This is a genomic window from Vibrio owensii CAIM 1854 = LMG 25443 (assembly GCF_000817815.1).
GTDB classification, from domain to species: Bacteria; Pseudomonadota; Gammaproteobacteria; order Enterobacterales; family Vibrionaceae; genus Vibrio; species Vibrio owensii.
In genome coordinates, this window is the sequence record NZ_JPRD01000040.1 from 90480 (window position 1) to 113511 (window position 23032).

Genomic DNA, 23032 nt, shown 5'->3' on the forward strand with positions numbered 1-23032 from the left:
GCCTTTTAAGTTGGTCAGAATACAAACAATTCACTCAGTACTCTTCTTGCTCAAGGTTTGATAGTTGCTTATCATGCGTGTTCTTGTTCAGAGGATTATGAAAACTATGCGCTATTTAGCTCTCTTATTGATAGGTTGGTTGTCTCTGCCAGTTTATGCATTAACTCAGGTAGATATCTATCGTGCCGAAGTGGCGATCGACGGTGAGCAAAAAGACGGCGAAGAACTCGCACGTCAACAAGGTATGCAAGATGTGATTGTGCGTGCGACAGGCAGCCAATCTTCCCTTAGCAACCCAGTAATTAAGAAAGCAGTGGGTTCAAGTTCTCGCTATATTTCCCAACTTGGCTATGGCCAAATTGATGGTCAAAGCAGCTTAAAAATGCTGTTTAATAGTGGCCAGATCCGCTCACTACTAACGCAAGCTCAGCTTCCTCTTTGGTCACCAAACCGTGCGAATATTCTGGTTTGGATGGTAGAAGAGCAAGGCTACGATCGTACGATTACATGGGAGCATTCAGATTCAACGAGTGCAGCGACCCTTCGTGATGCTGCACAAGCACGTGGTCTTCCAATCACGATGCCAGTGGGTGATTTCGATGATGTAACAGGCGTGAACGTTTCTGATCTATGGGGCGACTTTGTTGACCCTATCAGCCAAGCGAGCCAACGTTACCCTGTGGATGCGGTACTGATTGTTCGTGTTCAAGGCGATAAGATTCGTTGGACGTTGTACGACCAATCTCCAGCCCAGCTTTCTGAGTCTAAACAATCTCCACGTAGTGGCTCTGCGTCTGGCGCAAATGCGATTCCAGCAATGGTTGGTGGCATTGCCGATTACTATGCGAAGAAGAGCGCTGTCGTCGTTTCTAGCAAATCATCAGAAGCGATTGATGTGAAAGTGCTTAGCGTTTCCTCTGCTATGGATTTCTTCGAGCTAGAAAACTCACTAACAAAGTTGAGCTCGGTTGCAGGTGCTGAAATTAAGCGTATTCAAGGCAATCAAGTCACCTTGACTATCCATCTATTGGCTTCTCAACAAGCGTTTGAGCAAGAAGTCTCTTCTATTCGTTCTTTGGAAGTAACGGAAGATCCAATGGCTGGTATGAAAGAAGTTGTACCGGCCCAATTACCTGAAGAGCCAACACAACTGCCAGCAACGACAGAAGACGCTCAAGCAGCGGAAGTGGTCGATCTAAATACAGAGACTGCGCAACCAGAACAGCCTGCCGTAGTGAAGCCTGCACCAGAGCAGTACGACTTGATCTACAAATGGAATGCGCCAGTTCGCACGCCTGTCGAGCCTGAAGAAAACTCAGAGATTGCACCAGTGCTAGAAACGGATGTGGTTGAAGACCTAAACTAAGCATTAGGCCGAACAACAAGCTGAACAAAAAAAGAGTCGCCAAGTGCGACTCTTTTTTATTGTTTGGTATTTCTTGCTGGGAGTGAGAAAACTGGAGGCTTCATCATCCAGATACGTATTGGGCTAGCTACTTATTGAAATTGCTATTTATTGAATTTAGCTTTCTCTTCTTTCTCCACTTGAGATAGACGTTTTAGCTTCAACCCCAACTCTTTACCACGCGCTCGTGCAAACAAGATGTTACCTGCAAAGCCGAGTGAAGTAAGGAGCAGTTCCACAGCAGCTAACCAACGCTCACCACCATCGATATACAAAATTGTCAGTGCGTGTAAGAAGTACAGCATCAAGACGAAGTTTGCCCATGCGTGCGTGTATGGCTTACCTGCAAGAATACCCGGCAATGGTAAAAGTAGCGGGATACACCATGCGATAGCGAGCGTGGTACTGCTTAGGTGCGGGTGAGGGGAGAGGGCTAATTGCCAAATCGCAACCCAAGCTAACAATGCCAAATTGCCGAACAGCGCCATGTAGCGATAGGTTTGGGTTCGGGTGCTAAGAGGTGGTTGGTCAATAATGTCAGACATCGATTTCTTATCCTTGAGCTTACTGACTTCCTTTGAGCTTTTTCGCTGCGGTCGCCAGTCGTTTTCCTAATTGTTGTGCGAGGCGAATCTCTTCTGCCGTAAGACTTGGTTCTTGTCCTACACTGCTTGCCCCATAAGGGGTTCCACCTGATTGGGTGGTATGCAGTTCTGGCTCTGAGTAAGGGATTCCTAACACCATCATGCCGTGATGCAGAAGTGGGGTCATCATGCTCTGCAGCGTGGTTTCTTGACCACCGTGCATTGAGGACGATGAGGTAAACACACAAGCTGGCTTATCGATAAGATCGCCGTTCACCCACAAAGGTGTGGTTTGATCCCAAAAGTGCTTAAGCGGTGCTGCCATGTTGCCAAACCATACTGGGCTGCCAAACGCGAGGCCATCACACTGCTTCAACTCATCTAGAGTAACAATTGGATCGGAAGGGGTATGTGAGTGAGGTGACAATTCTTCAACTGTACGCAAAATCGCTTCGCAATGAGGAGTCGATTCGACCCCTCTTGCTATTTGTCTTGCCAGCTGTTTTGTCGAGCCATGACGGCTGAAATACAAAATGAGGATCTGGCAATCCATTTATAGAATTTCCAGTACTTGCTCTGGTGGACGACCAATTTTCGCTTTGCCGTTGGCAACCACAACAGGGCGCTCAAACAGTTTAGGGTTTTGTGCCATTGCTTCGAACAGTTGCTCGTCTGTCACTGACGCTTCACCCAGAGCAAGCTCTTTGTAGATGTCTTCTTTTGTACGCATCATTTCGCGTACAGAAGAGAAACCAAGTTGAGCGTAAAGTGCTTTGAGTTGTTCCACATTAAGTGGTGTATCAAGGTACTTAACGACTTCTGGTGTAACACCGTTTTGCTCTAGAAGTTCTAGAGTTTGACGGCTTTTTGAGCAACGAGGGTTGTGATAAATCACGACTGACATGGTTTTCTCCATTTCGTTATTGTAATGCCATGAATCGATCTCTTTGGATCATTAACTGGTCGATACGAGCGTCGTATCGTGCTTGTTTTAAGCTGCCCAGTTCAGCAATTTTACTTGCTTCAGAATAATATTGAATGGCTTTATTCCATCCTGCACGCAGCGCTAAAATTTCTGCGCGAGCGGCGAGTTCTTCGTCATTGCGACCCAGTGCGTGGTTACCTTTTGATAGAAGGTGCCAGCCGTTGGTATCTTCTGGGTTATCGTGCGTGTAGCGTTGAAGAATGCGCACGGCTTCTTCATTCTTATTCGCTTCCAGCAAAGCATTAGCATAGTTGATGGTCAGCACTTTGTTTTGCGGGTTGCGTTTTAGCGCACTGCTCAGCATATCAACTGCTTTTTGTGGCTTCTTCTGCGCGATGTACAAGTCGGTCATGGCATCCAAATAGAATGGGTTGCCAGGGTCTTGTTGCAGCAGCTTTTTCAGAAGTGGCTCAGCTTCACTCAAACGTTTGTTGTCTAGGTGAACGAGCGCTCGACCGTAATCAAAAGACGGGATGATCTCAGGAGAGGCTTTCTTTTGAGTTCGATTAAACCAACCCATTGCCGCTTGTCCATCGATACCCGCATAACGCGCAACGATTCGAGCACGCGTCAAATGGTAATCAATCGAAGGCATGATACGCATTGGCGGGTAAGCACGCGCACGCGCTCGGCTATCGGTAATACGATCTTCAGGTAATGGGTGAGTCAGCAACATTGGTGGCGGCTTACTCGCGTAACGGTATTCATCCGCTAGGCGGCCAAAGAAGCGCGGCATTGCTTGTACGTCAAAGCCTGCTTTCGCCAAGGTTGCAATACCAAAGCGGTCGGCTTCTTTTTCGTTGGAACGGGTGTAGTTGATTTGGCTCTGCATGTTACCGGCTGTTGCTGCCGTCACGGCTGCCATCCCAGCTTCTGGAGATGCAATGGCGAGTAGCAATGCACCAGCGAGTGCTGCCATAGTCGCTGGCGAGCGACGAGCTTGTTCTTCCATGCTTCGCGCAAGGTGACGCTGTGTTACGTGGGCAATTTCGTGCGCCACAACAGAGGCAAGCTCACTTTCAGTACGAGCGTGCAAAAATAGACCCGAGTGCAGGGCAACGTAACCACCAAAGAAGGCGAATGCGTTGATGTTGCGGTCACGGATCATAAAGAAGTGGAACGGAGTTTTTACGTCATTCGCATTGGCAACCAAACGGTGTCCAAGTGTGTCAATATATTCATTGATGACGGGATCGCTAACAATAGGGCTACTGGCTCTGAGCATACGCATGTAAGCGTCGCCATAAATCAACTCCTGATCTATCGTCAGAGTGCCTCCAGCTGCCGTACCAATATCAGGGAGATCAAGGCTATTGGCGTAAATAGGTGTTGGTGTACTCAATGCAGCAGCAAGGCATAAACAAACTAGCGAGCGAGTGCGTTTTAACATACGGTTTAAAGATTCTCCAAAATACCGAAACATGGGTTAGGTGCCGAGTTCCTCTCAGCATGACCACCATGCATTATGGTCATCCTTATGGGATGAATATGCTAGCTATAAGACCGAAAATAAACGGATTGGTTTCGTAGATACTTCTTACAAGATGTTAAAATTTTGAATTATAAAGTCTTTGTCGTCTACGCTTAAATCACTAGCACCAGCTCAAAAAGCCGTTACAATACAACCCTATCACAAGTGCAGAGCAATACAATGGAATCCATGTTACTCGATTTGCGCGAGCAACGCTGCCCTATGGCACTGTTACTTGCTAAGCGTCACGCTGCAGATGTGTTTCAGGGAGAAACACAGCAATATCATCAGCTTGTCATTCAAGTGGTGGATAAAAGCTCTAAACACGATATCGTGAAGTATTTACTTAACCAAGGGTATGCGGTGGATTGCCAAACTTCGCCGGAACACTTCACGTTGACAGTATTCAATAAGGAATCTTCATAAGATGCTTGAAATGGTAAGTCGTTGGTATAAGCGACGCTTTTCAGACCCACATGCAGTGAGCCTAGTGGCGATCTTGCTGTTCGGCTTTATCACAATTTACTTTTTCGGGCATTTGATTGCGCCATTGCTGGTGGCGATCGTTCTTGCATACTTACTTGAATGGCCAGTGACACAAATGTGCCGTTTGGGTATTCCGCGTACTTTCTCCGTCATTACCGTCATTCTGATTTTTATCGGTTTGATGCTGATTGCTGTCTTTGGTCTCGTGCCAACGATTTGGACTCAGGTGGGGAATTTAATTAACGATATCCCGAACATGTATGCAGGGTTGCAAAAATTCATTGCTACACTGCCACAGCGTTATCCTGAGCTGGCAAACCTAGAGATCGTAGAAACCGTTGTTACCAACGCGAAAAACCAAGCCATTGGTCTGGGTGAGAGTGTGGTAAAAGGCTCTTTGGCATCTTTGGTAAGCTTAGCGACACTGGCGGTTTATCTGATTCTTGTTCCGCTATTGGTATTCTTCCTGCTCAAAGACAAAGAAGAAATGCTGCGTATGGCGAGTGGTATTCTGCCGAAAAACCGTAAGCTAGCGAATAAAGTTTGGCACGAGATGAACGAGCAAATCTCGAACTACATTCGCGGTAAAGTGTTAGAAATCCTTATCGTTGGTGGCGTAAGTTACGTGACGTTCGCGATTCTTGACCTGCGTTACTCTGCATTGCTTGCTGTAGCGGTGGGTTTGTCAGTGCTTATCCCGTACATCGGTGCGGCTGCAGTGACGGTGCCTGTTGCGATTGTTGGCTTGTTCCAATGGGGCTTAACACCACAGTTTTACTGGTTGTTGGTTGCTTACGGCATCATTCAGGCACTAGACGGCAATGTATTAGTCCCTGTGCTTTTCTCTGAAGCGGTAAACCTTCACCCCGTGGCGATTATCGTTGCCGTGTTGGTCTTCGGTGGTTTGTGGGGCTTCTGGGGCGTCTTCTTCGCAATTCCGTTGGCGACACTAGTAAAAGCGGTATGGAACGCACTGCCAAGTACTGAAGAAAACGAACCGATACAAGAATAGAAATCGATTCCAATAAAAAGCCCAGCGATTGCTGGGCTTTTTGGTATTTGGATGAAAGTTAAGCTTACGCGTTTTCTTTCAAGTAGTTCACAACCACTTCGTGGTGATCTTTGGTTTTGAACTTGTTGAACACGTGCTCAATCACGCCTTCTTCGTTGATCAGGAAGCTAATACGGTGAAGACCATCGTACACTTTACCCATGAATTTTTTCTCGCCCCACACACCGAACTGGTCAGCAACCGCATGGTCTTCGTCTGAAAGTAGCGTGAAGTTTAGTTCATCACGTTCGATGAATTTACCAAGGCGTTTTACTGGGTCGATACTTACGCCCAATACCACAACATTGTGCGCATCTAGCTCTGCTTTTACATCACGCAGGCCTTTTGCTTGGGTGGTACAACCCGGCGTCATCGCTTTCGGGTAGAAGTAAAACAGAACTTTTTTACCTTTGAAGTCACCGAGAGAAACGGTGTTGCCATCTTGGTCGAGCAAAGAGAAGGCTGGCGCTGGCGAGCCTGCTGTCAGCGTATTCATTGTTATATCCTTTACTTTATAGATTGTTTTTAATGAAATTCAGAGAACCTTGTACGTTGAGCGTATTACAAAGTTCATCGAAATCTTCTTGTAATTGCATCAGATTACAGTCAGAGCTCACTGAAGCGGTGATCGCAATGTGGAACTGATCGGCATCTAATTGGATTTTTGATTTACTGATTGTTTGCGCACTAAGGGAATCTAGACCAATCTGTTTATCGGCGAAGAATTGCGTGAACTTCTCTGTAAGGCCGATACGGTCTTCTGATTCAATGAACACTTCCATGGTGTAGCTGTTGTCGAGCAATTCATGTGCTGACGTACGTTTCATGATAGTGATAAGGTCGTGTTCTTGACCTAGTAGTGGCAATTGCGTTTCGACGCGGGTGACATTACTGGCGTTACCAGTAAGCAGCATGATAAGAGTGAATTCATTACCAAAGATAGCAATACGGCTATCGACAATGTTACAGCCAGCTTGTGTGACGAGCTTAACCACTTGGTTACATATGCCCGGACGATCCGTTCCAACCGCTGTAAGTACCAGATGTTGCTTCATAAATGAGCTTCTTGTCCTTTCTTCAATAGAGAGATGTTAGCACAGATACGGCACAGAAATGTCGAGTCAGTTCTTTTTTTAAACTTGTTAAAACGCTTTGTTGATTAAGTGAACAGTTTGATTGTTGAGTACTCTATTAATTCACTCAACGCTGACTTGAGCCTCATGACGAGAGAGTATATTCCGCGCCTAATTAAAAGCGGCGGCCTAGGCTTATTCACGGCATGTCGCCACCAAACACAATTATCAGAATGGCTAGGATTGAGAACAAAATTCACATTTTAGTTGCGAGACCTCTAACAACTGATAATTATTCATTCATTTGTACTTTGTAAGCGAGTTTACGCTCTTGTGTTTTTCAATCGCATTACAGTACCATGCAGAAAGAGTAAAATGAGGGAGATAAACATGTTTTCAGGAAGTATCGTAGCGCTGATTACACCACTAAAATCAGATGGTGAAGTAGATTTTGATAGTCTACAAAAGCTTGTTGAGTACCATGTTGAAGCAGGTACAGACGGTATTGTTGCAGTTGGCACCACTGGTGAGTCAGCGACTCTAACCATTGAAGAGCATGTAAAGGTCGTAAATAAAACCGTTGAGTTTGCAAACGGTCGTATCCCAGTGATTGCTGGTACGGGTGCAAACGCAACCCACGAAGCAGTGACATTTAGCAAATTATTGGCTGATTCTGGTATTACGGGTTTCCTGAGCGTAACGCCTTACTACAACAAACCAACTCAAGAAGGTTTGTTCCAACACTACAAAGCAATTGCTGAAGCGAGTGACGTACCTCTAATTTTGTACAATGTACCGGGTCGTACTGCGGTAGATATGTTGCCTGAGACAGTGGCACGCTTGTCAAAGCTTGATAATATCGTGGCTCTAAAAGACGCGACAGGCGATTTAAGCCGAATTGCACTTCACCGTGAACTTTGTGGCGAAGATTTTATCTTACTAAGTGGTGATGATGCGACTGGCCTAGAATTTGTTAAACTTGGCGGTCATGGCGTTATCTCGGTAACGAACAATATCGCGGCTAAGGACATGGCAGACATGTTCCATTTGGCAAGTGAAGGAAAATACGACGAAGCAGAAGCGATCAATGAACGTTTGATGACTCTGCACAAGAACCTATTCGTTGAATCAAGCCCAATCCCAGTAAAATGGGCTGCACATAAGCTTGGTTTGATTGAAGAAGGTGAACTGCGTCTTCCTTTGACCCCACTTTCTGAAAAATCGCAGCCAGTCGTGGAACAGGCGCTAACCGACGCCGGTATTTATTAAGATTGAGTTGCTAGGATTGAAGTTCATGCTGGGGGCAAATAAGCCCTCAGTGTTTTAGGAGTATAAATGAAGCTTTCAAGCCAGTTAGTGTTAAGTTCACTAGCTGTATTCGTATTGACTGCCTGTTCAGGTGGTGCAAACCAGCGTCGTCAAGCAAAAGACGACTTCGAGTACTTGAACACCCCACCTCTTGAAGAGTGGAGTGTTCCCGCAGGTGCTGTTCCTCAGTTTTACCCTAACTACCGTATCCCACAAGGTGAGTACGCTGGTGGTATTGGTAAAGAAGTGGATATTCGTCCGCCGCAGCAAGTATTGGAATTGATCCCTGGTGCTCGCCTAGATCGCAGCAATGACGGTGAAGTAACACTGTGGCTGCTTCGCAAGGATGAATTGGATAAAGTTTGGCAAACCGTTCAAGACATGGTTGCTGAGAACAAGATCCCAGTAGAAAACCAAACCGACAATCGTATCGAAACGGGTTGGGTAACTTGGAACTCACCAGATGAAGACATGGAAATCGGCAGCCGCTACGAAATTACTCGTGGTGAGATGAACGGTCGCCATGGCTTTAAAGTGAGCTTGATTGATTGGCGTGAAGGCAATCAAGTTAAAGAAGTAACACGTACTAACCGTGAGCGTTACAACGTGTTTATGACTAACTTGGTTACTGCTCGTTATGACCAACACGTTCGTGAAGAAGCACAGCGTAAAGCACAAGAGCTAGTGAAGCACATCCCAATTACTATGGGTAAAGACCGCAGCGGTCTACCAGTGATCATTGCTCGTGCTCAATACAACGTAGTGTGGAACCGCCTACCAGACATCATGCCGAAGATGGGCTTCACTATCGAAGAGCGCAGCCAATCTCAAGGTACGGTGACAGCGAAATACGCATCACCTGATGATGCTTTCTGGAATGACATCGGCGTGAAACCAGTCGACCTAGCAGCAGGTAAATACACTTTCCTATTGGGTGACTTGGGTAACCGTACTTCTATCAACATTACTGACTCTTCTGGTAAGCCAGTAGAAGAAGAATTCTTGAAATCACTTGCGCCAGTATTGGCTGCGGTAGTGAAAGATTAATTGCTTAAGACAGCTAAGTAGTTAGACACAGATAAACAAAAGGGACCTTCTTGGTCCCTTTTTAGTATTAGTTTTAATGAGAGTACTCAGTACTTTGCTTTGAGTTCAGAGTAAGCTCAAATGAGATATTAACGAGATTCGTCTTTCTTCTCACCATTTTCGCCGTAGCGTTCTTTATCCAACTCGTTCAGCTTATCTAAATCGTTCTTACGACCTTTATCCATCTGACCAAACTTCATTTTTGCGGTGTACTTGAGCGCAGCAATATTCCCCACCACGATGCTGACCACTATGATGATAATGACCCAAGGGTTGGTTAATAGTTCGATCATAGAGCCTCCGGCGGCGTGATATTGTGAATGAATTTGGTAACGACCTTATCCAAATTATTCAATATGACGTCAATCCCTGCAATGTTATCGATCTGATTTTGCTCAATGAGCTGATTTCTCAGAACTTCGGGCGTCAAATGAGTTAGGCATTGCTGCCCTACAGAACGATGGCTGATGTGCCAGGGTTCAATGGCAACGCCACCCAAATCTTGCTGATAAGGGAAGAAGAAGCCAAAGTGCTCTAAATTGGCTGCTAACCATTGATAGAAAGGTAACTGGTGACCTTCTAAGTATTCCCACGGCTCTAACTGCAATTGTGTGTCTGACGGTAGCAAGTTACGTGCGTAGACATCAAAATCACAACCCCAATGATGTCGGCTTCCGCCCGGTAAGGCAGACCAACGAAGAATAGCCATCAGCTTTTCTTCATCACTGAGTTTCGCCTTGTCTAGAGGCTGGGAGTGAGAATCTAATATGGCTAAGTCACCGGAAAACTTACCGTTCCAGATCGCTTTTTGACGGTTGAAATCGCGAAAGCCGCTGGCGATTTCCATCTTAAAGCCCGCTTTGTTTGCCGCATCAATCATCTGCAGCAAATCCTCTGCGACCTCTGGATGAAGCATAAAGGCTTTTTGACCCGCTAAAGTGGATTGCAGATGCGAGTCAGTGATTCCGGTAAGTTGCTCTGGTGTCATGGTGTTCTCGTTAAATACTACTTGCTACACACTTAGGCGCTATTTTGCTAACAGATGCTTTAATGTGTTCTCGTACATGTCAGTCAACTTTTCTAGATCGTCCACTTTCACGCACTCGTTCACTTTATGAATCGTCGCATTAACAGGGCCAAGTTCAACCACCTGACCACCCATGCGAGCGATAAAGCGCCCATCAGATGTACCGCCTGTTGTCAGAAGAGCAGGCTTAGTGCTGTTTACTTCATCAACTGCTGCTACCACTGCGTCTAGCAATGCGCCAGTGTCAGTTAAGAACGGGTCGCCGTTGAAGGTCCATTTTAGATCGTAGTCTAGCTCGTGTTTATCCAGCGTTTCAGTGACGCGTTGAACGATCACTTCATTGCTGAGTTCAGTGCTAAAACGCAGGTTGAACTGAACATTGAACTCGCCAGGAATGACGTTAGACGCGCCAGTCCCTGCTGAAACATTCGGGATCTGGAAGCTAGTCGGAGGGAAGTAGTCGTTACCTTGGTCCCACTCAGTGGTGGCAAGCTCATGGATAGCCATTAAAGACTGGTGAACTGGGTTGTTTGCAAGGTGAGGGTAGGCCACGTGACCTTGTGTACCTTTTACGGTTAGGTCACCAGTGATTGAGCCACGACGGCCATTTTTCACTACATCACCAACCACTTCTGTACTTGAAGGTTCGCCAACGATACACATGTCGATGTTCTCGCCGCGTTCCATTAGGGTTTCAACAACGCGAACGGTACCGTTGATGAATGGACCTTCTTCGTCTGAAGTGATCAAGAAGCCGATCGAGCCTTTGTGGTCCGGGTTTTCTGCAATAAAGCGCTCAACCGCAACCACCATACAAGCCAGTGAGCCTTTCATGTCGGCCGCACCGCGACCGTGAAGGTAACCATCGATAATGGTCGGTTCAAATGGTGGTGTATCCCACAGTTCTAACTTACCCGCTGGCACAACGTCTGTGTGGCCGGCAAAGGCAAACAGTGGTGCTTCTGTACCACGGCGAGCCCAGAAGTTAGTGGTGTCTTCAAACACCATGACTTCAATTTCAAAACCAAGCGCTTTCAATCGCTCGATCATTACTTCCTGGCAGCCTGCATCTTCAGGCGTTACGGACTGGCGGCTAATCAGGTCTTTAGCAAGTGCCAGTACTGGACTGTCTGTCATCCTTGAGTGTTCCTTAAATTAAGAGTTAAAAATGGTCGCGTATTGGTCTGCTTTGAAACCGATATGAAGTTGGTCTTCAACTTTCAAGATTGGGCGCTTAATCATCGCTGGATTTTCTACTAATAGCGCGATTGCGTTTTCTTCGTTAAGAGAATCTTTTTGCTCTTGGGTCAGTTGACGGTAAGTCGTGCCACGCTTGTTCAGAACTTGCTCCCAACCTAGTGCGTTACAAAATTCAGCTACCATTGCCGCATCGACACCTTGTTTGCGGTAGTCGTGAAAATCAAAAGCAACGTTTTCTGCTTCTAGCCATTTTTTGGCTTTTTTAATCGTGTCGCAGTTTGGGATGCCGAACATAGTGATCGTCATATTATTTCCTTTTCTCTTTGTACTTTACTTATCGGTTTGCGCTATGGAACGCCCGATTTTGCATTGTTTTTGGCTGTTCAAGCATCCTATCAAGAAGCAACCAATGTGACAAAATCATGCGGCGAATATTTCACAGGTCAGTGCTCTATTCAGGCTTATTTTGTAGCTCATTCCTCCACCAAATGGTGATCAGATTGATAAAAAACTCGGCTAAATAGCACGGAAAAGTCGAGTTATTGATCAAACGCAACATCTCGCCGAGCAAAAAAGAAATAATGAATCAGCACAATTTTAGGAGGTGTCAATGGAATTGAGTCCTGTTTTTGCAAGGCGGCTATATTTGGCCTTGTTGGTGGAAAACCTAGAAAGGCCAAATGTACCAAAATTGATCGAAAGAACGGGGTGGCCTCGTCGTACTATTCAAGATGTACTCAAGGCATTACCGGGGATCGGCATCGAACTCATCTTCGTTCAAGATGGTCGACGTCATAACGACGGCTATTACCAACTTTCGGATTGGGGACCTTTTGACAGTCAATGGGTTCTTGAGCGAGAGGGAGATATCGCTAGCAGTCTTGGATTTCGTGCATAAGCCAGCAATTGCTGGCTTTTTTACGTCTGGAAAACGCTTATTGGCAGCGGTAGGCAGTACCTAGCACGCTGAAAGAAGTCACAAAGTCTTGAGGTGAGACCATGTAAACGGTGTCGGCCTCGAGCAAAGCAGCATTGTTTTTCAAATCGGCCATCGCACCATGCATCATGGCATCGTTGGTGTAGAACAAGTAATTATACCAATGTCCTTCGCTGCCAGTCACTTCACCTAGGTACTCGCATTGATCTGGATTGAACTGGCTATCAATGCGAATCTGCACATCACTACCTAGTTCAGTTGACAGTATGGATGGTGATGAACACCCCATCAAAGCCAATGCGATGCTTCCTATCATCACATAACGTTGCATGCTATTTCCCCATTATGATGTAAGCCGCAAAACCTGCCCAACTTAAAACCAATAGCGCCCAAGGTAAGACGGCAGGTTTGCTCGTTGGTGCTTCAACGTCTGAAGAACCTTGTTCAACTACGTCATCAACTTGGCGCTGTTTTTCTCTTTGCTGCTTTTTCTTCGCTTTATCCGCTTGTCGGTTGCGCTCTTTCTGCTGCTTCTTGTACTGAGCAATGCCTTTCTCAATACCTTGAGCGATCAGTTTAGTCTGTTCTTTGGTTTGCCCAGGTTTTTGCGTGGATTTAGCAATCTTCATCGCTTCTGTTTGGGTTTCTTGGGAAGGAACGGGTGCTGCTGTGTTTTTCTTCTTCATGTTTCCATCGACGTCACTGTAAATCTAAACCTAGTTTACCTGCGTAAGATGATGAAATGAACTTTAGTTCTCAGCTTTGCTGGGTTGCAACTCTGAAGCGATCAGTTAAAGTGGCGTTTTTATGAAACTAAGAAGACGATATTGTGCGTTACTCATTTGATCAGTACGACGCTCATGGATTTTTGAAAGCGCCAATTATGTTATGGCTAGGGTGGATGTTCCTAGCACGCTCTTGGGTGGTGTTTGCCATGGCAGGAGTGAGTAGAGACAGCGGTAGCAAGATATTATCGATTGTTTATCCCGACTCTAATACGCTATATCTCGGACTATCGATGGGTATTCCAAGTTTATTATTGATGTGGTTGATGGGCTTGCGCCATCCAGACAGAGGTTGGGTGAATCAAATTACCCAGCATGGTCGTGCCATGACTTTGATCTTGTGCGGTATTCAATTGGTTCAGACCATGTATCATGTCTACTTAGAACATGGTGTATTCAACTGGGCAAACGCGCTCACTATTACCCTGTTAGCTTGGTTTATGATCTATCTTTTTAATGGAAGATGGGTGAAAGACTGTTTCAACGTGCCACAAGTTGAGCACAAAGAAGAACAGCCATCGAAGAATTAAGAACAAAAAATTCCCGCATGGGGCAATGTATAGAGGATTTCTCAATGTCACAAGCTCAAACGGCGATTGTGCCTGAAGCAGGACCATTTGCACTTTACACTCAGTTAAAAGTGAACCAAAACCGTGAAAACGTGCTGGCGAAACTGAAAGCGCTACCTGAGCTAGTAAAAGAGCTCAATGCGAACCAACCAGGTGCAGACCTAACAATTTCTATCGCATTCACTAAGTCTTTCTGGCAGCACCTAAACATGCAAATGCCAGAAGAGTTGATTGATTTTCCACAATTGGGTGAAGGTGACGTGATTGCTCCGGCATCAGACGTTGATGTACTGATCCACTGTCATTCAACGCGCCACGATTTGCACTTCTACGTTCTTCGTAAGTTCCTAGTGGACACAGCGGAAGACGTAACAATTGTTGACGAAACATACGGCTACCGTTACCTAGATGCTCGTGACATGACAGAATTTGTTGATGGTACAGAGAACCCGAAAGGCGACGCACGTGCTGACGTAGCATTGATCAAAGACGGTGCTTTCGCTGGTGGTAGTTACGTGATGGTTCAACGCTTTGAGCACAACCTTCCTGCATGGAACCGTTTGAACGTGTCTGCACAAGAGAAAGTGATTGGTCGTACTAAGCCTGACTCTATCGAGCTAGAAGATGTTCCAGCCGCTTCTCACGTAGGTCGTGTGGACATCAAAGAAGAAGGCAAAGGCCTTAAGATCGTTCGTCACAGCTTGCCATACGGCACAGTAACGGGCGCACACGGTCTGCTGTTTATCTCTTACTGCAACACTATCCACAACATCAAAGTGATGCTTGAAAGCATGTACGGCGTGACAGATGGTAAGACTGACCAACTGCTTCGCTTCACTAAAGCGGTAACAGGTGCGTACTTCTTCGCTCCTTCACAAGAAATGCTAGCGGAATTGGCGATTAAGTGATTCTTCGCTAACCCTCCAATGATTAAAAAGGCAGAGTGATCTGCCTTTTTTGTTTCCTCTCATTCTTGCCTGATAAGACTAACTGACCGTCAGTGGTCTTTTGCCATCAATGGCACCTTTCTCTAGTTCGTAAAGTGGGCTAGTACTGTGACTGCTCCAGCGATGATCTTCGCGTGACTTCTTGCGATATTGCGTTGGCGTTACACCAATATAATTCTGAAAAGTCTCATAAAATCGGCTGCTAGAATTAAAACCTACCGTTAAAGCAATATCTAAAATTGTCCGGTCGGTATCACTCAACAGCGCTCTGGCGTGGTTAATCCGCATTGCCGTGATGTATTGCTTGATGGTCATCTGCATGGTTCGTCGGAACACGTTCATCGCGTAATTAGTGTGCAGTCCAATGTGTTCTGCGATATCTTTTATCGTGATCGGTTGGTTATGATGGGTGGCAATGTATTCCAGCATTTGACTGACGTAAAACTGCGAGTGTTTGGAGACGCCTTTTTTGGTCGACTTCTCTTGTCGATTGATACTCAGTTGTTGCCATCCATCTAAGCACATTCTTTTTAACATCAAGCCAATTTCATCAATCGCTAATTGCTGGCGACTTTCCGAAGAGTGGCTTATTTCTTTAGCCCAGCGTGCTAACTCAAACTCGCTGACTAATGAACTGGCGTTTGATTGCAGCACACAACCATGAGTGATCTGATTGACGAAGTCTCGATTTAGTGTCCAAGACATAAAGTGGTGAATCGGAATATTGATGATCCCCATATTATGACTCTTGCCCGGGTTGGTGAGTCGATGAGGAACCGACGCCCAAAACAATCCTATCGAGCCCGCTTTTACCACGACTGGGCTGCCATTAATGATGTACTCAACATCATCGCCAAAAGGAATGTTTACCTCTACTTGTCCGTGCCAGTGATAACCCGGCATAGAGTGGGGCGGCCTAAGCTCGATATCGATTTTTTCATAGGATGAGTACAGCGAAAGTGGGCTTACAGAAACCGTTTCGGAAGAATACTTATCTTGAATCACGACTTTCAATGTATCTAACTCTGCCTTGGACTCTACCTTCGCCATCGCCCACCTCTTAGGAAACTGTATAAGTTCTTTGTACTAAATCTGTTGAAACAAAACTCAGAACAGCTTCAAAAACACCGATTACTCTGTTTTATAAGATTTTGGTTATGTGACTTAAATCGCCGTGCTAGCAAGCCTCAGCGTATCTTCCCACCTTCTTTATCCGTGATTTACACAAAAATATCCCATTTCCTAAGATTTTTTACTGGTTGATTTTAAATGTTAGGAAACGGGAGAGTGATTGGTTTATCTGAGACGAATTCGGCGTTGCGACAGGTGTAACTTAAATGCATCGAAACAAAAGTATGAAAGCAAAAAGGATTCAACTATGAAAAGCCCTAAAATCACATTCATCGGTGCGGGTTCTACGATTTTTGTGAAGAACATTCTTGGCGATGTGTTCCATAAGCCGGCCTTCAAAGGGGCGCAAATTGCCTTGATGGATATTGATGAAATCCGCTTGGAGGAATCACACCTAGTAGTAAGCAAGTTGATGGAATCATCCGGTGCGACGGGGACGATCACTTGTCACTTAAACCAAAAAGAAGCATTGCAAGGTGCAGACTTTGTCGTTATCGCATTCCAAATCGGTGGGTATGAACCATGCACTGTAACGGACTTTGAGGTTTGTAAGCGTCACGGTTTGGAGCAAACCATCGCCGACACCTTAGGTCCTGGCGGCATCATGCGCTCACTGCGCACTATTCCTCACCTTTGGAGCGTGTGTGAAGACATGACTGAAGTGTGTCCAAATGCCACCATGCTCAACTACGTTAACCCAATGGCGATGAACACATGGGCGATGTATGAGAAATACCCTCACATCAAACAAGTGGGCTTGTGCCATTCCGTGCAAGGGACGGCGGAAGAGTTGGCTCGCGACCTTGATATCGAATATTCAGACCTTCGTTACACCTGTGCTGGCATAAACCACATGGCTTATTACCTGACGTTCGAAAAGAAAAACGAGCAGGGGGAGTATGTCGACATTTATCCTGATTTGCTTGAGGCATTTGAATCAGGCAAAGCGCCGAAGCCGGGTTTGCATCACAACGGTCGTTGCACCAACTTAGTCCGCTACGAGATGTTTAAGAAGCTGGGCTACTTCGTAACGGAATCATCAGAACATTTTTCTGAATACACCCCATATTTCATCAAACCAAATCGCCCAGATCTGATTGAACGTTATAAAGTGCCATTGGATGAATATCCTAAACGTTGTGTAGAACAAATTGCTGACTGGAAAAAAGACCTCGAAGACTTCAAAAACGCGGATCAAATCATCGTCAAAGAGTCGCATGAATACGCGAGCACCATCATGAACTCGATTTGGACAGGCACGCCAAGCGTTATCTACGGCAACGTGAAGAATGAAGCGTTAATTGACAACTTGCCACAAGGTTGTTGTGTGGAGGTAGCTTGTCTGGTCGACGCAAATGGCGTGCAACCTATCAAAGCTGGCCGACTACCAAATCACTTAGCGGCATTAATGCAGACCAACATCAATGTTCAGACTCTGCTGACGGAAGCCATCCTCACTGAAAACCGAGATCGTATCTATCATGCTGCCATGCTTGATCCTCATACTGCAGCAGTGCTTGGACTCGAAGAGATTTATGCCCTTGTTGACGATTTGATTGAAGCACATGAAGGTTGGTTGCCTGCGTGGGTGCATCAGTAAATACAGAATCAAAAAACCAATATCAATAAAAACGACAATAACGTGAATATACTGCGCCTTCTCGATGAGGGGGCGTAAGGAGTAACAAATGAGTATCTCTATGAATACCAAGCTAAGCTACGGCTTTGGCGCATTTGGTAAAGACTTCGCTATCACCATCGTTTACATGTATCTGATGTTCTACTACACCGATGTTGTTGGTATTTCGGCTGCCGTGGTGGGAACCATCTTCTTAATTGCGCGTATTTGGGATGCAGTGAATGACCCAATTATGGGCTGGATCGTGAACAATACCCGCACACGTTGGGGTAAATTTAAACCTTGGATCTTAATTGGCACCATCACCAACTCAGTGGTGTTGCTCATGTTGTTTAGTGCGCATTACATCGAAGGGCCATGGCTTATTGCTTATGCAGCAGTGACTTACATTTTGTGGGGCATGACCTACACCTTAATGGATATTCCTTTCTGGTCACTGGTTCCGACACTCACTCTGGACAAACGTGAGCGTGAAGAGCTTGTGCCGTACCCTCGATTCTTTGCCAGTCTTGCATGGATTGTTACCGCCGCTATCGCAATGCCGTTCGTTAATTATGTCGGTGGCGACGACAAAGGATTTGGCTTCCAAGTGTTTGCGATTTTGCTTGTCGGTTGTTTCCTCGTCTCAACATATATCACGCTACGTAACGTGAAAGAGCGCTACTCAACCAGCAACCTTGACGTGACGAAACCTGAAGAAAAAGTATCACTGAAGAAGCTCCTCTCGCTTATCTACAAAAATGACCAACTGACTAGCGTGCTTTGTATGGCACTTTCATACAACCTCGCTACCAACATCATCACAGCCTTTGCGGTTTACTACTTCACCTATGTGGTCGGTAATGAGGAACTTTTCCCTTACTACATGGCATATGCTGGTATTGCGAACCTAATTACACTGGTGTTGTTCCCTAAATTGGCGCAAATGTTCTCACGTCGAGTGCTGTGGGCGTGTGCATCGAGCTTCCCAATCCTAGGCAGTGCAGTTCTTATCTACGTAGGCATGTACGACAAGCAAAGCATTCTGCTGATTTCTACTGCGGGTGTGTTGTTGCAAATCGGTACGGCGCTATTTTGGGTACTGAACGTCATTATGGTGGCGGATACAGTGGATTACGGTGAGTACAAACTGGGCTCTCGCTGCGAGAGTATTGCTTACTCCGTGCAAACGCTGGTGGTTAAAGCAGGTTCAGCTTTTGCGGCTTTCTTCATTGGTATCGCACTGACCGCAGTGGATTATGTACCGAACATGGAACAAAGCCCTGAAACCGTCTTTGGCATGCAATGCATCATGGTTGGTCTGCCTGCGTTCTTCTTCGCTATCGCTTTGGTTGTGTACTTCCGCTTCTACAAACTCAACGGTTCTTACCACCAAAAAATTCAGGATCATCTGACCGAGAAATACGACCATATCGTAGCCAACGATTCTGATGAGAAAACGAAAGTTTCTCCAGAATCCATTCAAGCGGTTTAACGCTCCTTATGGCTATTAAAAATAAACAATAAACATGCCGGCGTCTTCATTTCATGTCGCCGGCAGCATCCCGAATAAACATTATCCAATAACCACGCTATCCCTACGAGAAAAAAATGAAACTGAAAATACTTGCTTCAGCGATTCTTGTCGCCCTTGCTTTGTCCGGTTGTAATAGCTCGTCTGATGATGATTCTTCGAAAGGCGACAACCTTGTCTCAAATTCTACCTATGAAAATGACGGTTTAGGATGGAGCTACTGGTTTGCCAATGTGAAGTATGAAGATGCGTATGTTGGTGAGTCGATGGCGAGGATTGCCACCGGAACCAACCATCATGTAAGCCAAACAGTCACTATTCCTGAGACGGGCTTTTATGATTTATCTGCCTTCATCAGCAGCCCAAGTGATGACGCCATTCTTGGCTTGAGTAATCTGACCGATGAGGTTCTAGTCAGCCAGACGATTGAAAAAACCAAAGACGAAAATACAGAGGGTGAAATATATAAGCCAAATACTCTGCCAGCTATTCCACTAGAGAAAGGCGAGCAAATTAAAGTCTGGTTTACAGGATCTGATGTCGGTGGGGTGAGCGTCGACAGTGTGTCTTTGGTTAGAGTGAACAAGAGCCAGCCTGTTAGTTTTAATCAAATCATCCAATTTAAGGCCGAGCAACAGGTCGGTGTGACGGGCATTGATAAAACTCAGCGAACCGTCGAGTTCCAAGTCCCTTATGGCACCGATTTAAGTGCCATAACGGTGAGTACACTTTTGGTTTCTGAACAAAGTCGATCAAGCATGGATGTCGGTGAAGTCGTGGACTTTACTCAACCAGTGCAAGCGGTAGTGACAGATGCAAATGGCAAAGAAGAAAAATGGATATTAACAGCGATTGAAAAAGAGAAGCAGGTTGTCGTCACGTCCTCCAATCAGAAGCTCCAAGATTCGTTTGAATGGGCAATTGATAAAACACGTCGCTTCGTTATGACGGGGCAGCATGACCTGGTTAACCGTGATGAGAACAATAATGACGGTGATGGCACCGCAGACTACATTCCATCTTATTGGGCTGGTTATTTTGACCGAACGGCTTTCTACTCTCGCGACTTCTTACATCAAGCTAGCGGAGCCAAAATCGCAGGTCTAGATGCCGAAAACTTTTCGATGTTTAAGACCTTCGCTAAGCATTCTACGGAATCAAGAAAATGGTATACCTTGTGGGCGGTTAACTTTGATGGCACGCCACATACCATTGACTACAAAGATGACAGTTGGTTTGTACGTGAAGTGCCTGCGCAATTTGAGTTTGTGGAAAAAGCATGGAAGCAATATCAATGGACAGGAGACAAGCGTTACATCGAAGACCCAGATTTATGGCGTTTTTACACCAAGGTGCTAACGGATTATATCGCGCTTCACGACGATCAAGATCCTAACGGTATTGCCGAAGGTTATGGTGGTATTTTTGAAGGATCCGCAACTTACAACGAGCGTGGCGAATTCCCAATTGAAGCCGGTGATGGCATAGGCTCTCAATACCAAGCGACGGTCGCGTATGCTGCAATGCTTGGAGCTCGTGAAGAGTACAGCGAGGCGGCGCTTTGGCAAGAGAAAGCGCAGCAACTTAAAGACTTCTTTAATGAAGAGTGGAGTATCGCGGATCCAAATAAACCGCAGGACAATTACGTGAATATCGTTCAGCGTGACGGCTTCCGTATGAATGACTTCGGTAAAGAAAACAGTTGGTTCATGCCAATGAAGCTGATCACTGAGCCTGGAGAACGTAACGACCGCTACTTAGACTTTATTACAGAAAATCTGGGTGATGGAATTGGAAGTACGCCGGAAGCGCCATACAACATTGAGGCTTACACTTATATCCCTGAAACCTACTTCCCTTACAATCGTAATGCGGAAGCATGGAAGTGGATGCAGTACATCATGGATATCAAAGACGAGCCCCATGAGCGTCCAACTCAAGGTACTAACGGTGACTATCCTGAAATCTCTTTTACCTTTATTTCGAATACCATTGAGGGGTTGATGGGCATCAAGCCTGATGCGGCAAACCATCGAGTTGTAACCGCGTCTCATCTAACAACCGATATTGACTGGCTTCAAGTTGAGCAACTTCCGATGGGAGAGCACGAATTAACTTTGCGCCATGATGGTTTGGAGCGGTCGATGCTAACCAATACCTCCGAGCAAAACTTAGAATGGGAAGCTTGGTTCTATGGCGATTACCCGACGCTTACTGTTGATGGGCAGTCTGTTCCTGCTGAGCACAAGCTCGTTAACGGACAACGAGTGAGTTATGTGACAGTTACTCTTGCTGCCAACTCAAGCAGCGAAGTAAGAAAATAATCTGAGTCGTCTTTGCTCATAAATGCAAAGCCTAGTGTGCCATCACTAGGCTTTTTGCTATTCGCTGTCTCGTCGGGAAATGCGTAACTACATCACTTTTCTTAAAAAACACTAAACCTTTCTGAAATTTGGTCGATAAGTATCCAAAGCCTTAATTTCAGGACCTTTACTCGTGGCGATCATCGTTAATACCAATGTGGCAGCACTTGTCGCACAGCGTCATTTGACCAGTGCAACCGATATGCTGAACCAATCCATGGAGCGTTTGTCTTCAGGGAAGCGTATTAACAGTGCAAAGGATGACGCTGCGGGTCTGCAAATCTCCAACCGTCTGCAATCGCAAATGCGTGGTTTGGATGTTGCCGTGCGTAACGCAAACGACGGCATTTCCATTATGCAAACTGCGGAAGGCGCGATGAATGAAGTGACTAACATCATGCAGCGTATGCGTGATTTATCGCTTCAATCTGCTAACGGTTCAAACAGCAAAGCGGAACGTACAGCGCTGCAAGAAGAGGTCTCTGCTTTAAATGATGAGTTAAACCGCATTGCGGAAACTACTTCTTTTGGTGGGCGTAAACTGCTCAATGGCAGCTTTGGTAAGTCGGCATTTCAAATCGGTGCAGCGTCAGGTGAAGCCGTGCAAGTTGAATTAAAGTCGATGCGCAGTGATGGCATTGATATGGGCGGTTTTAGTTACATTGCAAACGGACGTGCAAGCTCTGATTGGAAAGTAAAAGACGGTGCGAATGATCTTAGTATGTCATTTACGAATCGTTTTGGTGAAACGGCAACCATTCAAATTAATGCCAAAGCTGGCGATGATATCGAAGAGCTTGCGACTTATATCAATGGTCAAACTGACAAAGTCACGGCATCGGTGAATGAAGAAGGCCAGTTACAGCTATTTATGGCTGGAGAAGAAACTTCAGGCACTTTATCGTTTTCAGGTGACTTAGCGAGTGAGTTGGGGTTACAGCTAAAAGGTTATGATGCGGTTGATAACATCGACATTACGTCTGTCGGTGGTGCGCAACAAGCCGTGGCCGTCCTAGATACTGCTATGAAGTACGTTGATAGCCATCGTGCTGAGTTAGGTGCGTATCAAAACCGCTTTAATCATGCGATCAATAATCTGGATAATATCCACGAAAACCTAGCGGCCTCGAACAGCCGTATTCAAGATACTGATTACGCCAAAGAAACCACGCAAATGGTGAAGCAGCAGATTTTACAACAGGTCAGCACTTCTATTCTGGCGCAAGCAAAACAAGCGCCAAATCTTGCTTTGACGCTGCTTGGTTAATGATTCGTACCACACGAATTTAACGCAAAATCAGCCTGTATCGACAATTCGAAAAGAAGCTTTAGCGAAAAATGAAAGTTTTTTTGCTTTTTTATCCGCTTCGTCACGATTACCCCTCCAAACGAATTATTTTCAAAAAAATCTAAAATTTTTTCTAAAGAAAACAGGGCATGCGCCGTTAATAAAAGTAACTTTGAGAGAACTA

At 45.6% G+C, this 23032-nt stretch carries 26 protein-coding genes; 12 read left to right on the forward strand and 14 right to left on the reverse strand.

Going from position 1 to position 23032, the window contains the following annotated elements:
* Positions 1-106: 106 nt before the first annotated feature.
* On the forward strand, positions 107-1366 hold the full coding sequence (locus H735_RS19835) for a DUF2066 domain-containing protein (RefSeq protein ID WP_020195513.1): 1260 nt from the start codon (positions 107-109) through the stop codon (positions 1364-1366).
* 143 nt (positions 1367-1509) lie between these two features.
* Here H735_RS19835 and H735_RS19840 read toward each other — a convergent pair whose 3' ends face one another.
* From H735_RS19840 to bepA, 4 genes are read right to left on the reverse strand one after another with little or no spacing between them, the layout of a single operon-like run.
* On the reverse strand, positions 1510-1950 hold the full coding sequence (locus tag H735_RS19840; RefSeq protein WP_005436847.1) for a DUF2069 domain-containing protein: 441 nt from the start codon (positions 1948-1950) through the stop codon (positions 1510-1512).
* Between the two features lie 19 nt (positions 1951-1969).
* A complete protein-coding gene (gene wrbA, locus H735_RS19845; RefSeq protein WP_009707399.1) occupies positions 1970-2542 on the reverse strand; it encodes an NAD(P)H:quinone oxidoreductase in 573 nt (190 codons plus the stop codon).
* The gene (arsC, locus tag H735_RS19850; protein WP_009707398.1) at positions 2543-2893 is read right to left on the reverse strand and encodes an arsenate reductase (glutaredoxin); all 351 of its coding nucleotides are present in this window, start codon (positions 2891-2893) and stop codon (positions 2543-2545) included.
* Between the two features lie 16 nt (positions 2894-2909).
* Positions 2910-4364, reverse strand: coding sequence for a beta-barrel assembly-enhancing protease (gene bepA, locus H735_RS19855; protein ID WP_020195514.1), 1455 nt, complete (start codon positions 4362-4364; stop codon positions 2910-2912).
* Between the two features lie 270 nt (positions 4365-4634).
* On the opposite strand from bepA, the gene H735_RS19860 reads away from it, so the two are divergent.
* Entirely contained in the window at positions 4635-4871 is a 237-nt protein-coding gene (locus H735_RS19860) for a sulfurtransferase TusA family protein (protein WP_009707396.1), read from the forward strand.
* 1 nt (position 4872) lies between these two features.
* Positions 4873-5943, forward strand: coding sequence for an AI-2E family transporter (locus H735_RS19865; RefSeq protein WP_005436858.1), 1071 nt, complete (start codon positions 4873-4875; stop codon positions 5941-5943).
* A gap of 64 nt (positions 5944-6007) precedes the next feature.
* Here the strand turns inward: H735_RS19865 and bcp are convergent, their stop codons facing one another.
* Both bcp and H735_RS19875 read right to left on the reverse strand, forming a co-directional pair.
* Positions 6008-6478: a thioredoxin-dependent thiol peroxidase gene (gene bcp, locus H735_RS19870; protein ID WP_005433058.1), complete on the reverse strand. Its 471-nt coding sequence runs from the start codon at positions 6476-6478 to the stop codon at positions 6008-6010.
* Positions 6479-6494: 16 nt separating this feature from the next.
* Positions 6495-7037 (reverse strand): glycine cleavage system transcriptional repressor, encoded by a 543-nt coding sequence (locus H735_RS19875; RefSeq protein WP_005436861.1) that lies wholly within the window; start codon positions 7035-7037, stop codon positions 6495-6497.
* A gap of 408 nt (positions 7038-7445) precedes the next feature.
* On the opposite strand from H735_RS19875, the gene dapA reads away from it, so the two are divergent.
* Both dapA and bamC read left to right on the forward strand, forming a co-directional pair.
* Positions 7446-8324, forward strand: a complete 879-nt coding sequence (dapA, locus tag H735_RS19880; RefSeq protein ID WP_005436863.1) for a 4-hydroxy-tetrahydrodipicolinate synthase — start codon at positions 7446-7448, stop codon at positions 8322-8324.
* 66 nt (positions 8325-8390) lie between these two features.
* Positions 8391-9410, forward strand: coding sequence for an outer membrane protein assembly factor BamC (gene bamC, locus H735_RS19885; protein WP_005436864.1), 1020 nt, complete (start codon positions 8391-8393; stop codon positions 9408-9410).
* 128 nt (positions 9411-9538) lie between these two features.
* On the opposite strand, the gene H735_RS19890 is transcribed toward bamC, so the two are convergent.
* The 4 genes from H735_RS19890 to H735_RS19905 are packed head-to-tail and all read right to left on the reverse strand — an operon-like array spanning position 9539 to position 11982.
* Positions 9539-9742, reverse strand: a complete 204-nt coding sequence (locus tag H735_RS19890) for a DUF2897 family protein (protein ID WP_020195515.1) — start codon at positions 9740-9742, stop codon at positions 9539-9541.
* On the reverse strand, positions 9739-10437 hold the full coding sequence (locus tag H735_RS19895) for a M15 family metallopeptidase (protein ID WP_020195516.1): 699 nt from the start codon (positions 10435-10437) through the stop codon (positions 9739-9741). Before H735_RS19895 ends, H735_RS19890 begins: the two co-directional genes overlap by 4 nt.
* 39 nt (positions 10438-10476) lie before the next feature.
* Positions 10477-11613, reverse strand: coding sequence for a succinyl-diaminopimelate desuccinylase (dapE, locus tag H735_RS19900; RefSeq protein WP_020195517.1), 1137 nt, complete (start codon positions 11611-11613; stop codon positions 10477-10479).
* 18 nt (positions 11614-11631) lie between these two features.
* A complete protein-coding gene (locus H735_RS19905; protein ID WP_020195518.1) occupies positions 11632-11982 on the reverse strand; it encodes an ArsC family reductase in 351 nt (116 codons plus the stop codon).
* A gap of 304 nt (positions 11983-12286) precedes the next feature.
* Between H735_RS19905 and H735_RS19910 the strand changes: the two genes are divergently transcribed.
* Entirely contained in the window at positions 12287-12574 is a 288-nt protein-coding gene (locus H735_RS19910) for a winged helix-turn-helix domain-containing protein (protein WP_005445349.1), read from the forward strand.
* 37 nt (positions 12575-12611) lie between these two features.
* Here H735_RS19910 and H735_RS19915 read toward each other — a convergent pair whose 3' ends face one another.
* Entirely contained in the window at positions 12612-12944 is a 333-nt protein-coding gene (locus H735_RS19915) for a DUF4156 domain-containing protein (protein WP_020195519.1), read from the reverse strand.
* A gap of 1 nt (position 12945) precedes the next feature.
* Entirely contained in the window at positions 12946-13299 is a 354-nt protein-coding gene (locus tag H735_RS19920; RefSeq protein ID WP_020195520.1) for a DUF2956 domain-containing protein, read from the reverse strand.
* A gap of 143 nt (positions 13300-13442) precedes the next feature.
* On the opposite strand from H735_RS19920, the gene H735_RS19925 reads away from it, so the two are divergent.
* Both H735_RS19925 and H735_RS19930 read left to right on the forward strand, forming a co-directional pair.
* Positions 13443-13928 carry a DUF2919 domain-containing protein gene (locus tag H735_RS19925; protein WP_027726641.1) on the forward strand — a complete coding sequence of 162 codons (486 nt, stop codon included), beginning with the start codon at positions 13443-13445 and terminating at the stop codon, positions 13926-13928.
* Positions 13929-13972: 44 nt separating this feature from the next.
* Positions 13973-14875, forward strand: a complete 903-nt coding sequence (locus tag H735_RS19930) for a Dyp-type peroxidase (RefSeq protein WP_005436880.1) — start codon at positions 13973-13975, stop codon at positions 14873-14875.
* A 78-nt stretch (positions 14876-14953) separates the two neighbouring features.
* Here the strand turns inward: H735_RS19930 and melR are convergent, their stop codons facing one another.
* Entirely contained in the window at positions 14954-15964 is a 1011-nt protein-coding gene (gene melR / locus H735_RS19935; RefSeq protein WP_020195522.1) for a transcriptional regulator MelR, read from the reverse strand.
* A gap of 328 nt (positions 15965-16292) precedes the next feature.
* Here melR and melA point away from each other — a divergent pair, with 328 nt between their 5' ends.
* The 4 genes from melA to H735_RS19955 all read left to right on the forward strand — a co-directional run bounded on the left by melA (position 16293) and on the right by H735_RS19955 (position 22827).
* Entirely contained in the window at positions 16293-17645 is a 1353-nt protein-coding gene (gene melA / locus H735_RS19940) for an alpha-glucosidase/alpha-galactosidase (protein ID WP_020195523.1), read from the forward strand.
* Between the two features lie 88 nt (positions 17646-17733).
* Entirely contained in the window at positions 17734-19158 is a 1425-nt protein-coding gene (gene melB, locus H735_RS19945; protein ID WP_020195524.1) for a melibiose:sodium transporter MelB, read from the forward strand.
* Positions 19159-19274: 116 nt separating this feature from the next.
* Positions 19275-21521, forward strand: coding sequence for a hypothetical protein (locus H735_RS19950; RefSeq protein WP_020195525.1), 2247 nt, complete (start codon positions 19275-19277; stop codon positions 21519-21521).
* 172 nt (positions 21522-21693) lie between these two features.
* Positions 21694-22827 (forward strand): flagellin, encoded by a 1134-nt coding sequence (locus tag H735_RS19955; protein ID WP_020195526.1) that lies wholly within the window; start codon positions 21694-21696, stop codon positions 22825-22827.
* On the opposite strand, the gene H735_RS31715 is transcribed toward H735_RS19955, so the two are convergent.
* On the reverse strand, positions 22824-23032 hold a 209-nt coding region (locus H735_RS31715), incomplete at its 5' end, for a hypothetical protein (RefSeq protein ID WP_042980302.1). The two genes, H735_RS19955 and H735_RS31715, sit on opposite strands and share 4 nt — an antisense overlap.

Excerpts from the sequence above, each read along its gene's own strand:
- H735_RS19835 (WP_020195513.1), top strand. The coding sequence starts at position 107 with ATGCGCTATTTAGCTCTCTTATTGATAGGTTGGTTGTCTCTGCCAGTT.
- H735_RS19840 (WP_005436847.1), bottom strand. The coding sequence starts at position 1,950 with ATGTCTGACATTATTGACCAACCACCTCTTAGCACCCGAACCCAAACC.
- wrbA (WP_009707399.1), bottom strand. The coding sequence starts at position 2,542 with ATGGATTGCCAGATCCTCATTTTGTATTTCAGCCGTCATGGCTCGACA.
- arsC (WP_009707398.1), bottom strand. The coding sequence starts at position 2,893 with ATGTCAGTCGTGATTTATCACAACCCTCGTTGCTCAAAAAGCCGTCAA.
- bepA (WP_020195514.1), bottom strand. The coding sequence starts at position 4,364 with ATGTTAAAACGCACTCGCTCGCTAGTTTGTTTATGCCTTGCTGCTGCA.
- H735_RS19860 (WP_009707396.1), top strand. The coding sequence starts at position 4,635 with ATGTTACTCGATTTGCGCGAGCAACGCTGCCCTATGGCACTGTTACTT.
- H735_RS19865 (WP_005436858.1), top strand. The coding sequence starts at position 4,873 with ATGCTTGAAATGGTAAGTCGTTGGTATAAGCGACGCTTTTCAGACCCA.
- bcp (WP_005433058.1), bottom strand. The coding sequence starts at position 6,478 with ATGAATACGCTGACAGCAGGCTCGCCAGCGCCAGCCTTCTCTTTGCTC.
- H735_RS19875 (WP_005436861.1), bottom strand. The coding sequence starts at position 7,037 with ATGAAGCAACATCTGGTACTTACAGCGGTTGGAACGGATCGTCCGGGC.
- dapA (WP_005436863.1), top strand. The coding sequence starts at position 7,446 with ATGTTTTCAGGAAGTATCGTAGCGCTGATTACACCACTAAAATCAGAT.
- bamC (WP_005436864.1), top strand. The coding sequence starts at position 8,391 with ATGAAGCTTTCAAGCCAGTTAGTGTTAAGTTCACTAGCTGTATTCGTA.
- H735_RS19890 (WP_020195515.1), bottom strand. The coding sequence starts at position 9,742 with ATGATCGAACTATTAACCAACCCTTGGGTCATTATCATCATAGTGGTC.
- H735_RS19895 (WP_020195516.1), bottom strand. The coding sequence starts at position 10,437 with ATGACACCAGAGCAACTTACCGGAATCACTGACTCGCATCTGCAATCC.
- dapE (WP_020195517.1), bottom strand. The coding sequence starts at position 11,613 with ATGACAGACAGTCCAGTACTGGCACTTGCTAAAGACCTGATTAGCCGC.
- H735_RS19905 (WP_020195518.1), bottom strand. The coding sequence starts at position 11,982 with ATGACGATCACTATGTTCGGCATCCCAAACTGCGACACGATTAAAAAA.
- H735_RS19910 (WP_005445349.1), top strand. The coding sequence starts at position 12,287 with ATGGAATTGAGTCCTGTTTTTGCAAGGCGGCTATATTTGGCCTTGTTG.
- H735_RS19915 (WP_020195519.1), bottom strand. The coding sequence starts at position 12,944 with ATGCAACGTTATGTGATGATAGGAAGCATCGCATTGGCTTTGATGGGG.
- H735_RS19920 (WP_020195520.1), bottom strand. The coding sequence starts at position 13,299 with ATGAAGAAGAAAAACACAGCAGCACCCGTTCCTTCCCAAGAAACCCAA.
- H735_RS19930 (WP_005436880.1), top strand. The coding sequence starts at position 13,973 with ATGTCACAAGCTCAAACGGCGATTGTGCCTGAAGCAGGACCATTTGCA.
- melR (WP_020195522.1), bottom strand. The coding sequence starts at position 15,964 with ATGGCGAAGGTAGAGTCCAAGGCAGAGTTAGATACATTGAAAGTCGTG.
- melA (WP_020195523.1), top strand. The coding sequence starts at position 16,293 with ATGAAAAGCCCTAAAATCACATTCATCGGTGCGGGTTCTACGATTTTT.
- melB (WP_020195524.1), top strand. The coding sequence starts at position 17,734 with ATGAGTATCTCTATGAATACCAAGCTAAGCTACGGCTTTGGCGCATTT.
- H735_RS19950 (WP_020195525.1), top strand. The coding sequence starts at position 19,275 with ATGAAACTGAAAATACTTGCTTCAGCGATTCTTGTCGCCCTTGCTTTG.